Origin of the sequence: Guptibacillus hwajinpoensis (genome assembly GCF_020524165.1) — a bacterium.
In the GTDB taxonomy this organism is placed as follows: domain Bacteria; phylum Bacillota; class Bacilli; order Bacillales; family Guptibacillaceae; genus Guptibacillus; species Guptibacillus hwajinpoensis_D.
The window spans coordinates 1,069,261-1,081,800 of sequence record NZ_JAIVKU010000004.1 but is presented as its reverse complement, the minus strand read 5'-3'; the positions used below and the strand labels follow the sequence as shown (position 1 = coordinate 1,081,800).

The 12,540-nt window shown below is 42.1% G+C and carries 14 protein-coding genes and 1 other annotated feature; all 14 genes read left to right on the top strand.

Annotated features, from left to right (window positions below; genetic code table 11):
- The first annotated feature begins 20 nt into the window (after positions 1 to 20).
- The 14 genes from sigE to LC090_RS12555 all read left to right on the top strand — a co-directional run bounded on the left by sigE (position 21) and on the right by LC090_RS12555 (position 12,506).
- Entirely contained in the window at positions 21 to 740 is a 720-nt protein-coding gene (sigE, locus tag LC090_RS12620) for an RNA polymerase sporulation sigma factor SigE (protein WP_226658357.1), read from the top strand.
- 83 nt (positions 741 to 823) lie between these two features.
- Complete coding sequence (gene sigG, locus LC090_RS12615) at positions 824 to 1,603, top strand: RNA polymerase sporulation sigma factor SigG (protein WP_194221351.1); 780 nt, start codon at positions 824 to 826, stop codon at positions 1,601 to 1,603.
- Positions 1,604 to 1,673: 70 nt separating this feature from the next.
- Positions 1,674 to 1,943: a YlmC/YmxH family sporulation protein gene (locus LC090_RS12610; RefSeq protein ID WP_098443312.1), complete on the top strand. Its 270-nt coding sequence runs from the start codon at positions 1,674 to 1,676 to the stop codon at positions 1,941 to 1,943.
- A 93-nt stretch (positions 1,944 to 2,036) separates the two neighbouring features.
- Entirely contained in the window at positions 2,037 to 2,864 is an 828-nt protein-coding gene (gene pgeF, locus LC090_RS12605; protein ID WP_226658356.1) for a peptidoglycan editing factor PgeF, read from the top strand.
- Between the two features lie 7 nt (positions 2,865 to 2,871).
- Entirely contained in the window at positions 2,872 to 3,549 is a 678-nt protein-coding gene (locus LC090_RS12600; protein WP_226658355.1) for a YggS family pyridoxal phosphate-dependent enzyme, read from the top strand.
- 27 nt (positions 3,550 to 3,576) lie between these two features.
- Positions 3,577 to 4,008, top strand: coding sequence for a cell division protein SepF (locus LC090_RS12595; protein ID WP_226658354.1), 432 nt, complete (start codon positions 3,577 to 3,579; stop codon positions 4,006 to 4,008).
- Between the two features lie 19 nt (positions 4,009 to 4,027).
- Positions 4,028 to 4,291, top strand: coding sequence for a YggT family protein (locus LC090_RS12590; RefSeq protein WP_224600183.1), 264 nt, complete (start codon positions 4,028 to 4,030; stop codon positions 4,289 to 4,291).
- A complete protein-coding gene (locus LC090_RS12585) occupies positions 4,291 to 5,064 on the top strand; it encodes an RNA-binding protein (RefSeq protein WP_226658353.1) in 774 nt (257 codons plus the stop codon). The genes LC090_RS12590 and LC090_RS12585 overlap by 1 nt, the downstream gene beginning before the upstream one ends.
- Positions 5,065 to 5,153: 89 nt before the next feature.
- Positions 5,154 to 5,666 carry a DivIVA domain-containing protein gene (locus tag LC090_RS12580; protein ID WP_098443316.1) on the top strand — a complete coding sequence of 171 codons (513 nt, stop codon included), beginning with the start codon at positions 5,154 to 5,156 and terminating at the stop codon, positions 5,664 to 5,666.
- 75 nt (positions 5,667 to 5,741) lie between these two features.
- Positions 5,742 to 5,952 (top strand) — a binding site (T-box leader).
- 95 nt (positions 5,953 to 6,047) lie between these two features.
- Entirely contained in the window at positions 6,048 to 8,810 is a 2,763-nt protein-coding gene (gene ileS / locus LC090_RS12575) for an isoleucine--tRNA ligase (RefSeq protein WP_226658352.1), read from the top strand.
- Between the two features lie 127 nt (positions 8,811 to 8,937).
- Entirely contained in the window at positions 8,938 to 9,399 is a 462-nt protein-coding gene (gene lspA / locus LC090_RS12570; RefSeq protein WP_226658351.1) for a signal peptidase II, read from the top strand.
- Positions 9,399 to 10,313 carry an RluA family pseudouridine synthase gene (locus LC090_RS12565; protein WP_226658350.1) on the top strand — a complete coding sequence of 305 codons (915 nt, stop codon included), beginning with the start codon at positions 9,399 to 9,401 and terminating at the stop codon, positions 10,311 to 10,313. The genes lspA and LC090_RS12565 overlap by 1 nt, the downstream gene beginning before the upstream one ends.
- Positions 10,314 to 10,502: 189 nt before the next feature.
- Entirely contained in the window at positions 10,503 to 11,045 is a 543-nt protein-coding gene (gene pyrR / locus LC090_RS12560) for a bifunctional pyr operon transcriptional regulator/uracil phosphoribosyltransferase PyrR (RefSeq protein ID WP_159782315.1), read from the top strand.
- Between the two features lie 108 nt (positions 11,046 to 11,153).
- Positions 11,154 to 12,506 carry a solute carrier family 23 protein gene (locus LC090_RS12555; RefSeq protein ID WP_425590652.1) on the top strand — a complete coding sequence of 451 codons (1,353 nt, stop codon included), beginning with the start codon at positions 11,154 to 11,156 and terminating at the stop codon, positions 12,504 to 12,506.
- Positions 12,507 to 12,540: the final 34 nt, after the last annotated feature.

Sequence of the window (12,540 nt, the reverse complement as noted above, 5' to 3'; positions counted from 1 at the left end):
CGATCAAGGAGGAGTTTTGGATGGGGAAATTCAGAATTAAGGTTGTTCTCTGGTGGCAGCGGATTCTAATGAAACTAGGGATTAAACCTGATGAAATTTACTACATAGGAGGAAGCGAAGCACTACCTCCTCCTCTATCGAAAGATGAAGAAGCACATTTATTAATCCAATTACCAAAAGGAGATAAAGCTGCAAGATCGATTTTAATTGAACGGAATCTTCGTCTGGTTGTGTATATCGCACGAAAGTTTGAAAACACAGGAATCAACATCGAAGATTTAATTAGTATAGGGACAATTGGCTTAATTAAAGCCGTTAATACATTTAACCCTGAGAAAAAGATTAAGCTTGCCACCTATGCGTCAAGGTGCATTGAGAATGAAATTTTAATGTTTCTAAGACGAAACAACAAAATTCGGTCTGAAGTCTCGTTTGATGAGCCGTTGAATGTGGATTGGGATGGAAATGAATTGCTTCTATCTGACGTTCTAGGAACGGATGAAGATATTATTACGAGAGGGATTGAAGCGCGAGTAGATCGGCGCCTCCTTGTCAAAGCGTTAGAAGCGCTTAATCCAAGAGAAAAACAAATCATGGAACTTAGGTTTGGTCTAGCCGGGGAGGAAGAGAAAACGCAAAAAGATGTAGCTGACCTTCTTGGCATTTCTCAATCTTATATTTCTAGGCTCGAAAAGCGCATCATTAAGCGACTTCGAAAAGAGTTTAATAAAATGGTCTAAGCATGTTGAGAGAATAGATGCATAAAATTCCCACTCGCGGAGATACTTTACTTTGACAGCATCTCCGATGAGGAGGGAATGAGTTGACACGAAATAAAGTCGAGATTTGTGGAGTAGATACCTCCAAACTTCCTGTGCTTAAAAATGAGAAGATGAGAGTGCTTTTTAAGCAGATGCAGGAAGGGGATATCTCAGCACGTGAAGAATTAGTTAACGGAAATTTAAGGCTAGTTCTAAGCGTGATCCAGCGATTCAATAATCGAGGAGAATATGTGGATGATCTCTTTCAGGTAGGGTGCATTGGCCTGATGAAATCCATAGATAACTTTGATTTAGGGCAAAACGTGAAATTCTCTACTTATGCAGTGCCGATGATCATCGGTGAAATTCGTCGGTATCTTCGTGATAATAACCCGATTCGGGTCTCGCGATCATTACGAGATATCGCCTATAAGTCTCTCCAGATTAGAGATAAATTAATGACGAAGAACTCGAAAGAACCGAATCCTACCGAAATTGCAAAAGAGCTCGGGGTAACAAAAGAAGAAGTGGTCTTTGCCCTTGACGCTATTCAAGATCCAGTTTCATTATTTGAACCCATCTATAATGATGGCGGTGATCCAATCTTTGTAATGGATCAAATTAGTGATGACAAGCAAAAGGATATCCAGTGGCTGGAAGATATTGCGCTTAAAGAAGCGATGACTCGATTGAATCAGCGGGAAAATATGATTTTACAAATGCGCTTTTTCCAGGGAAAAACCCAAATGGAAGTAGCAGATGAAATTGGGATATCGCAAGCTCAAGTATCTCGACTTGAAAAGGCAGCAATCCATCAAATGAATAAAAATATTCAAAGTTAGAATGAGACCTGAGAAACAGGTCTTTTCTTTTGCCTGCATTTCATATAATGAGTTGAAAGGTGGGTGCGTCATGATAAAAATTTCTGAATTTCAGGTTAAAGATGTTGTGAACGTATCAAATGGACGAAAACTTGGTCACATCGCTGATCTGGAAATTAATTTAACTACTGGTAAAATAGAAGCGATTGTGATTCCGGGAGCGGGAAAGATGATGGGGTTATTTGCGAGAGAAAGCGATGTCGTTATTCCCTGGCGAAACATTGTAAAAATTGGTTCGGATGTGATTTTAGTACGACATCACGATACGGCTGATGGCGAATCGTTTCAGAAAGAATCGTAAGGTAAGAAAGATGTAACAATCTATATCCCTTAGCACCAACATATTATGATAAAATAAGGTATAAACTGTATCATGGTATAAAGGGGTGCAACTGTGGCGAAAGAACCATTTCAAGCAACAATGAAGGAAACTTCACTGGAACTGAAATTTCCAGGTCAAGCTGAGCGGAAAGATCAACCGATTGCTGGTTTTTCGACTCGCAGAAACGGAGTTAGCCAGACTCCGTTTTCTAGCTTGAATCTCGGATTTCACGTACCTGATGATGCAAAAGATGTGCTGGCAAATCGACAGAGACTTGCTAACGATATTGGACAACCACTAAGCAAGTGGGTCGTAGGAGAACAAATACATGGTGCGGCACTTGTTAAAATAACTTCAAAGGATAAAGGACGGGGAGCAACAGATCATCTCGATGCGGTTCCAGATGTTGACGGACTATATACTGATGATCGGGATATTCTTCTAACGGCTCTTTATGCCGACTGCGTTCCATTATATTTTTATGCTCCAAAGGCGAATCGCGTTGGACTTGCCCACGCAGGTTGGAAAGGAACGACGAAGAATATTGCTGGAGAGATGATGGAAGCATGGAAGCAAGATGGCATAAAGCCAGAGGATATTTTTGCAGTAATTGGGCCATCGATTGGGAAATGCTGTTACGAAGTGAATGATGGCGTGATCAATCATGTTAAAGCGTTACGCTTAAATACAGACTCACTGTTCGAACAGACGTCTAATGGGAAATATCAGCTTGATTTAAAATCAGTTAATCGGGAATTACTCCTTAAAGCTGGTGTTCAAACGAGTCATCTATCTATTAGTAATTACTGCACAAGTTGTAGCAATCTGTTTTTCTCTCACCGAAGAGAAGAAGGGAAAACAGGAAGAATGATGGCATACATAGGACTCGGGGAGGTATAGCATTAACGTGAATGTAAGGGAAAGTCTAGCTACAATAAAAAAACAAATAAATGAAGCAGCGGAGAGGTCTGGCCGCGATCCTGAACGTATAAATGTGGTAGCTGTGACAAAATACGTGAGCGTAGAGCGTACAAAGGAAGCGCTTGATGCAGGGTTAACACATCTTGGGGAAAGTCGAGATGAAGGGCTTTTAAAGAAAGTAGAAGTCTTTGGATCTACGCCTTCCTGGCACTTTATTGGAACACTACAATCTCGTAAAGTAAAAGAAGTCCTTCCTTTCGTAGACTATATACACTCACTTGATCGTCGCTCTCTGGCTAAAGAAATACACAAGAGAGCCGAAAAAGAAATAAACTGTTTTGTACAGGTAAACGTGTCTGGAGAAGAATCGAAACATGGTCTATCACTAGATGCTACCATTCCTTTTATTGAATCGCTACAAGAGTTTTCTTCGATTAAAGTAATAGGGTTAATGACGATGGCTCCCCATACAAATAATCCAGACGAAATTCGAGCTGTCTTTAAACAACTTCGGGAGCTTGCAGAACAGATTCAAACGCTCTCACTCCATCATGCTCCGTGCAAGGAGCTTTCAATGGGGATGTCGAACGATTATGAAATTGCTGTTGAAGAAGGCGCAACCTACGTTCGGATTGGCTCGTCACTTGTCGGTAATGAAAAATAAATTAAGCTCTCCAGGAGGTGCAGGGAATTGGGTATTAAGACAAAATTCAAACAGTTCTTTGAACTTGATGATGAAACCATAGAATTGGATGAGCAGCAGGAGCACGAAGACTATATGGAGGAAGAAGAACCTGAAGTGACCAGGGCAAGTCGCAAAAGTAAGCAAAATGTTGTCAGTCTCCAAAGCGTTCATAAGAACTCAAGAGTTGTGCTAGTAGAGCCTAGAGTGTATGCTGAAGCTCAGGATATTGCAGATCATGTGAAAAATCGGAAGTCCGTTGTTATGAATTTGCAACGTATTCCGCAGGATCAGGCAAGACGGATCGTGGACTTTTTAAGCGGAACTGTCTATGCTGTTGGTGGCGATATTCAAAAGCTCGGTCCGGAAACATTTTTATGTACACCGGATAACGTTGAGATTTCAGGAAACATCACAGATGAAATTTATGAAGACGAGTAAGTAAGAAAGGGTGAAAAGTTTGAACATAGCTTCAATCTTAATTTCAGCAGTACAAATTTATACGTGGATTCTCATTATCTACATCTTTATGTCGTGGATCCCAAATGCAAGAGAATCTTCCATTGGCCAGATGATTGCTTCGATTGCAGAACCGTACCTTGCACCATTTCGTCGTTTCATTCCACCAATCGGTGGCATGCTTGATATTTCACCGATTGTCGCGATTTTTGCGCTTCAATTCGTTCAGTACGGAATTGCAGCTCTCTTTAGTTTCGTAAGTTAATGTCGATTTATGAGCATTACCGTCCTGAGGAACGGACATTTGTTGATCGCGTATTGCAATGGCAAGATGAGGTTCAGGAAAGATATGCGCCCAGATTAACCGATTTTCTAGATCCTAGAGAGCAGGATATGGTGAACCAAATCATAGGAAATCATCCTGATGTGGGAGTGTTTTTCTCAGGGGGAGTAGAAGGGTCAGAACGTCAAAGGGCTCTTCTTGTTCCACCTTACTTTGAGCCTTCAAGTGAAGATTTCGACATAACAGCATTTGAAATTACATACCCAGCTAAGTTCGTATCATTGACTCACCCGGATTTACTTGGAGCCATGATGGGTCTAGGGATAAAACGTGAAAAATTTGGGGATATCATGATAAATGATAGTGTTGCTCACCTTATTGTAGCAAAGGAAATTGCAGACTTCGTGAAATTGAACCTTACGCAAGCTGGTAAGGCTTCTCTTTCTCCAGTAGAAATTTCACTTGAGTTTTTACATTTACCTGAGGCAGAATGGGACGAACAGGCTGGTACAGTAACAAGTCTTAGATTAGATACTGTTCTAGCGGAAGTTTACAATCTTTCAAGAGGGAAAGTAAGTACAATGATTGAACATGATCGAGCGAAATTAAACTGGAAGATTGTGAGTCAACCTTCAGCCGAAGTGAAAGAGGGAGATTACTTGTCTCTTAGAGGTTCAGGTAGAAGTAAAATCGTCTCCATTGATGGAAAAACGAAGCGAGATAAATGGCGAATTACCTATCACATTCGTAAATAGTTTGTCACAAATAGAAGGAATATCCAAATCGCTGTCGAAATAAGATTAAGCCGGGTATATGAAAAGAGAGTAAATCGGAGGTGGCTGAATTGCCTTTAACACCATTAGATATTCATAACAAAGAGTTTACTCGCGGATTCCGCGGTTATGATGAAGATGAAGTCAATGAATTTCTCGATCAGGTAATTAAAGATTATGAAACAGTGATCAGAGAAAAGAAAGAACTGAATGAGAGAGTGAAACTATTAGAAGAACGACTAGGACATTTCTCTAACCTGGAAGAAACGTTAAACAAGTCGATCTTAGTTGCACAAGAATCAGCAGAAGAAGTTAGACAAAATGCTAAAAAAGAATCTCAGCTTATTGTAAAAGAAGCAGAAAAAAATGCGGATCGTATTATTAATGATTCACTTGCAAAAGCACGTAAGATTTCAATGGATAATGAAGAGCTGAAAAAACAAGCAGCCGTCTATCGCACGCGTTTCCGGATGCTAGTTGAGGCACAACTTGAAATGCTTAATAACGAAGACTGGGATGGTCTCGTTGCTCGATTTGAAGAAGAGGAAGAAGAGCAGCAAGAACAAATCGAAGAAAAAGCGTAATGCACTTATTTATTTTTTTGTCATTTCCTTGACTTCTTAATTTTATTTACACTATACTTCTAGTAATAGCAATAACGATCGACGAAGAAGGGAAGAGTACCTGATTCTTACTTAACAAAGCGAGCCGGGAATGGTGGGAGCCGGTGTTAAGCAATTAGGGAAAATCATCCCGGAGTCCCGTGCTGAACAATAAGTAAGCCTCGGCGAATCATTCACGTTACGAATGCAAAGTGAGCGCAAAGCTTAATTTGGGTGGTACCACGGGAAAAACCTTCTCGTCCCTATTCGGGGACGAGAAGGTTTTTTTGCATTTGATGGAAGAGATGCCAGGGATATTCGCGCTACGGATGTTGGTCGTTATAAGTTGAAGGAGGAAACCTCATGAGCTTTAAAGAAACGCTCTTAATGCCAAAGACAAAATTTCCGATGAGAGGAAATTTACCAAATAAAGAGCCTGACATGCAAAAAGAATGGGAAAACATCAATCTTTATGAAAAAGTACAGGAAAGAACGAAAGATCGTCCTTTGTTTGTGCTACACGATGGCCCTCCATATGCCAATGGTGACATTCATATGGGCCACGCTGAAAACAAAGTGTTGAAAGATATGATCGTTCGCTATAAATCAATGAACGGTTTCAATGCTCCTTACGTTCCTGGTTGGGATACGCACGGCCTTCCAATTGAGCAGGCTTTAACAAAAAAAGGCGTTGATCGTAAAAAGTTAACGGTAGCTGAATTTAGAAAGAAATGTGAAGGGTATGCATTAAAACAAGTGGATCGCCAGCGTGAACAGTTTAAGCGTCTTGGTGTCCGAGGCGATTGGGATAACCCGTACATCACGCTTCATAAAGGTTACGAAGCGCAGCAAATTAAAGTGTTCGGTGAAATGGCGAAGCGCGGTTATATCTACAAAGATAAGAAAACCGTTTATTGGTCTCCGACATCTGAATCTGCATTAGCAGAAGCAGAAATTGAGTACCATGATAAGCGCTCTCCTTCCATCTATGTTGCATTTGATGTAAAAGACGGTAAAGGCGTGCTTGCAGGAGATGAGAAATTTATCATCTGGACAACCACACCGTGGACGATCCCATCTAACCTTGCGATTGCGTTAAATGAGAAGTTTGAGTACAGCGTTGTGAATGCTGATGGCACAAAATACGTCGTAGCAACAGAACTCGTTGATCAGTTAAAAGAAGAGTTTGAGTGGACGAACGTCAGTGAAGTAAATCGCGTGAAAGGTAGTGAGCTTGAATACGTAACAGCTCAGCATCCGTTCTATGACCGTGAGTCTCTCGTTATTCTTGGTGATCATGTCACACTTGACGCAGGTACAGGTTGCGTTCACACGGCTCCAGGACACGGGGAAGATGACTACTTGATTGGAAGAAAGTATAAGTTAGACATTCTTTGTCCAGTTGATGAAAAAGGTGTCTTTACAGATGAAGCTCCTGGATTTGAAGGTATGTTCTATGATAAAGCGAATAAGCCGATTACAGAGAAGCTTGAAGAAGCAGGCGCACTTGTAAAGCTTACGTTCTTCACGCACTCCTATCCGCACGATTGGCGTACGAAGAAGCCGATCATCTTCCGTGCAACAGAACAATGGTTTGCTTCTATTAAGGAATTCCGTCCTGAACTACTTCAAGCGGTAGCCGATGTGAAATGGTTCCCTTCATGGGGCGAGATTCGCCTTCATAACATGGTGAAAGATCGGGAAGATTGGTGTATCTCTCGTCAACGTGCATGGGGCGTGCCGATTCCGGTATTTTATGGCGAAAATAATGAGCCAATCATTACAGATGAAACAATTGCTCACGTATCAGACCTATTCCGTGAACACGGATCTAACATCTGGTTCGAGTGGGATGCTAAAGACCTTCTCCCTGAAGGATTTACTTCTGAGCACAGTCCGAACAGTGAATTCCGCAAGGAAATGGATATCATGGACGTTTGGTTTGATTCAGGTTCATCTCATCAGGCGGTTCTTGAAGAGCGAAGTGATCTCGCTCGCCCTGCTGATTTGTATCTTGAAGGCTCTGACCAGTATCGCGGTTGGTTTAACTCATCCCTTTCTACAGCTGTAGCTGTAACAGGTAAAGCACCTTATAAAGCTGTACTAAGTCACGGTTTTATCCTTGATGGTGAAGGAAAGAAAATGAGTAAATCCCTTGGAAACACAATGGTACCAAACGATGTGATGAAGCAATTAGGAGCGGATATTCTTCGTCTATGGGTATCTTCTGCTGATTATCAGGCTGACGTACGCGTATCAGATGATATTTTAAAACAAGTAGCTGAAGTATACCGTAAGATTCGTAACACGTTCCGCTTTATGCTCGGTAACCTAGAAGGGTTTGACCCATCGCAGCATCAGGTGGCGTATGAAGATCTTGGTGAGCTCGATCAGTATATGCTAGTTAAGCTGAACAACTTAGTTTCAAAAGTGAAGAAAGCTTACGATGAGTATCAATTCTTAACGGTTTATAATACGATTCATAACTTCTTCACGATTGAAATGAGTTCGTTTTACCTTGATATTGCGAAAGATACGCTTTATATCGAGCATGAAGATCATCCAAAGCGCCGTGCAATTCAAACCGTTCTTTATCAGACGGCTGTAGCGTTAACAAAACTTCTTTCTCCAATTATCCCGCATACAGCTGAGGAAGTTTGGCAGTATGTTCCTGGTGAGAAGGAAGAGTTTGTACAGCTTTCTGATATGCCGGAAGTGAAAAACTTTGAAGGCACTGCAGATCTTGAGCAAAAATGGGATCATGTCATGGAACTTCGTGATGAAGTGCTTAAGGCATTAGAAGAAGCGCGTAACGAGAAAGTCATTGGTAAATCATTAACAGCTCAACTTCATATTTACGCTGATAAGGGTGCGAAAGAGTTGCTTGAAGGCGTAACAAATCTTGAGAAGCTCTTTATCGTATCTGGAGCAACAGTTGCCGGTACGAAGGCTGAGGCTCCAACAGAAGCGAAAGTATATGAAGAACTAGCGATTTCTGTTTCACCTGCTGAAGGAGAAACGTGTGAGCGCTGCTGGCAAGTGAAAACGGATGTTGGTGCTGATAGTGAGTACCCAACTCTTTGTGCTAGCTGTGCTGAAACTGTTAAAAATCATTACGAATCGTGATAGTAAACGAAAAGACGCTTTGCACTGCAAAGCGTCTTTTTAATATGGCAACTTCAGTTTCGATTGTCTGCTGAAGCAAGCTGTGCTAAACTTTCATAGGAAGTAACATTTGATCGGAGGAGCGCTCGTGTGGAAATATCTCATAGCCATTGGCATCATTGTACTTGATCAGTGGACGAAATGGCTTGTTGTGAAGTATATGGAATATGGTGAAAACATTACATTAATCGATGGTTTTCTATCTCTCACATCTCATCGAAACCGGGGCGCAGCCTTCGGAATCCTTCAAGGACAGATGATTTTCTTTTATATCATTACCATTTTCGTTATTGGAGCGGTTATCTATTATATGAGACAGTATAAACATAGCCGTTTCGTTAGTGTAACCCTCGCGCTCATACTTGGTGGCGCAATAGGGAACTTTATTGATCGAGCCCTTCGTGGAGAAGTAGTGGATTTTGTGAACACCTTTATCTTCTCTTATGATTTTCCGATCTTTAACGTTGCCGATGCCTCCCTTGTGGTAGGGGTTATTCTCATTTTTATCGGCACTATTTTTGAAAGTAAGCAGGCTAAAGGGGAAAACTAATGGAAAAATTCACATTTAAAGTAGCAGAAGAAGAAAAAGGTGAGCGAATTGATAAGCTCATTACTTCTTATGAGAGTGACTGGTCACGTAGCCAGGTTCAAACCTGGATTAAAGAAAAAAACATTCAAGTAAATGGTGAAGCAGTGAAAGGTAATTATAAAGCAACTCCAGGTGATGAAATTGAAGTTTCTGTTCCAGAACCTGAAGAATTAGAAATTGTTGCAGAGAACTTAAACCTGGAAATCGTTTATGAAGATGCAGATGTTCTTGTCGTGAATAAACCTCGTGGCATGGTTGTCCATCCCGCACCTGGTCACGCAAGCGGCACGCTCGTAAACGGACTTATGTATCAAGTAAATGACTTAAGTGGAATCAATGGGGTAGTTCGACCAGGAATTGTACACCGAATTGATAAAGATACATCAGGCTTGTTAATGGTTGCGAAAAACGATAAAGCACATGAATCACTTGTAAAGCAACTTCAAGCTAAAACAGTGAATAGACTTTATACAGCCATTGTACATGGCAATATCCAGCACGATGTAGGTACAATTGATGCGCCAATTGGGCGAGATAAACAAGATCGTCAAAAAATGACAGTAACTGATGAGCATAGCCGTGATGCTGTTACGCATTTTCGCGTGCTTGAACGTTATAAACAGTATACGTATGTTGAATGCAAGCTGGAGACAGGTCGAACGCATCAAATTCGCGTGCATATGAAGTACATCGATCATCCGGTGGCAGGCGACCCGAAATATGGTCCGAGAAGAAAGTCACTGCCAATTGACGGGCAAGCGCTCCATGCAGGTGTACTTGGCTTCCGTCACCCTGTAACAGAAGAATGGCTTGAATTCTCCGCGCCTATTCCAGAGGATATTGAACGCTTATTAAAGAGACTTAGACAAGATTAAGGTTGACATTAGGAGAGATCTTTGCGATACTCTTTATAGACAACAGCATACCCTTTAACGACAGTCCCGTGAGGCTGCAAAGGAAAATCGGCTGCGCAACGCTACATTTGTATGCCCAAAACCCTTTTGCCCTCATGGCAAAAGGGTTTTTTACTACTTAAGAACGAGATAGAGAGAGGGGCGATCATGATGGAAAACAAGCGAATCTTGCTTGATGATCAGGCGATTCGAAGAGCGCTCACACGAATTGCGCATGAAATACTTGAGCGCAATAAAGGCATTGAAAATACAATGCTTGTTGGAATTAAAACTCGAGGCATCTATTTAGCTGAGAGGTTAGCTGAACGAATTGAGCAAATCGAAGGCTCAGCGATTTCAGTAGGAGAAGTGGACATCACGATGTACCGTGATGACTTAACTCACAAAAATGAAGATCAGGACCCGCTAATTAAAGGCACAAGCATCTCAAAAGATGTGAGTGATCAGAAAGTCATACTCATTGATGACGTCCTTTATACCGGCAGAACCGTTCGTGCAGCTATGGACGCCTTAATGGATCTCGGTCGTCCATCACAAATTCAACTAGCTGTGCTAGTGGATCGCGGACATCGAGAATTACCGATCCGGCCTGATTATGTAGGGAAAAACGTACCAACATCAAAAGAAGAAATCATTGAAGTTGCCCTTACAGAAGTAGACGACTTTGATCAAGTAAGCTTAACACAATCATAAATCGTGCTCCCTTTAATTCCGTCCAGAGAGACGGCCAAGGGAGGAACCGCGTTCCGTTAGGATACGCGTGTACCTCCTTGCGGCCATGCAAGGAGTTTTTTTATAAGCATGGCCGGGACACGCACAATCAAGGAGGAAAACATCATGAAACAAGTACTAGGTATTCGAGACGTTCCAAAACCATCAAGCTGGCTCACATTAAGCTTACAGCATTTATTCGCCATGTTTGGCGCAACGATATTAGTTCCATTCCTCGTCGGACTTGATCCGGCCGTCGCTCTTGTTTCAAGTGGGCTTGGTACACTCGCGTACCTCGCAATCACAAAAGGAAGAATTCCAGCTTACCTAGGCTCATCATTCGCTTTTATCGCACCGATCATATCAGCGGTATCCTTACACGGACCTGAAGGAGCCATGATTGGAAGCTTTTTTGCAGGAATTGTTTACGGATTAGTTGCCATTGGCATTCGAGCACTTGGGTTAAACTGGCTGTTAAAGCTTCTTCCACCGATCGTCGTAGGCCCGGTCATCATGGTTATCGGACTTGGTCTTGCAGGAACGGCGATCGACATGGCAATGAATAACCCGGCAACAGAAGCCTATAGCGGTACGCACTTTACCGTTGCACTTGTTACGCTAGGTGTTACGATTCTTGCTTCAATGTTTTTAAGAGGGTTTTTCAGCCTGATCCCGATCTTGATCGGTATTGCATCAGGATATACATTTGCTTACTTTATGGGCATCGTTGATCTCACACCAGTCAAAGAAGCTTCCTTCTTTCAAATGCCCGACTTCATTATTCCGTTTGCGGATTACAACCCGGTTGATGTCTTCTCATGGGAAATCCTGTTCATCATGGTACCCATTGCAGTCGTCACAATAGCTGAACACATTGGCGATCAAATGGTTTTAAGTAAAGTAGCCGGTAAAAATTTCTTGAAAACGCCAGGACTTCATCGTTCCATCCTTGGAGATGGAGTTGCAACAATGATCGCCTCTTGCCTTGGCGGACCACCGAATACGACGTATGGGGAGAACATTGGCGTGCTTGCGATTACACGAGTATTCAGCGTGTTTGTCATCGGAGGAGCTGCTGTCCTTGCGCTCATGTTCGGGTTTGTAGGAAAAGTAACCGCCCTTATCTCAACGATTCCGACTGCTGTGATGGGCGGAGTCTCAATCCTTCTCTTCGGAATTATTGCTTCATCTGGACTACGCATGCTGATTGATAACAAAATTGATCTCGGTGAAAAGCGCAACTTGATTATCTCCTCCGTAATCCTAGTCATCGGTGTAGGTGGTGCCTTCATCCAGGTCAGTGATAATCTGCAAATTGCAGGAATGGCGCTTGCGACCATCATTGGTATTACGCTGAACCTCATTTTGCCTGGCGGAAGCTCACAGCAATCGGTTGAGAAAATGTTTGAAGAAGATCTTGAAAATAACGAACCAGCTGCATAGCATCATCCTTTAAAAAGGTACAGAGAGACCTAAA

What these genes read in the sequence shown, in the direction of transcription:
- sigE (WP_226658357.1), top strand. Translation starts at nt 21, where the DNA reads ATGGGGAAATTCAGAATTAAGGTTGTTCTCTGGTGGCAGCGGATTCTA.
- ileS (WP_226658352.1), top strand. Translation starts at nt 6,048, where the DNA reads ATGAGCTTTAAAGAAACGCTCTTAATGCCAAAGACAAAATTTCCGATG.
- LC090_RS12565 (WP_226658350.1), top strand. Translation starts at nt 9,399, where the DNA reads ATGGAAAAATTCACATTTAAAGTAGCAGAAGAAGAAAAAGGTGAGCGA.
- pyrR (WP_159782315.1), top strand. Translation starts at nt 10,503, where the DNA reads ATGGAAAACAAGCGAATCTTGCTTGATGATCAGGCGATTCGAAGAGCG.
- LC090_RS12610 (WP_098443312.1), top strand. Translation starts at nt 1,674, where the DNA reads ATGATAAAAATTTCTGAATTTCAGGTTAAAGATGTTGTGAACGTATCA.
- LC090_RS12585 (WP_226658353.1), top strand. Translation starts at nt 4,291, where the DNA reads ATGTCGATTTATGAGCATTACCGTCCTGAGGAACGGACATTTGTTGAT.
- LC090_RS12555 (WP_425590652.1), top strand. Translation starts at nt 11,154, where the DNA reads ATGGCCGGGACACGCACAATCAAGGAGGAAAACATCATGAAACAAGTA.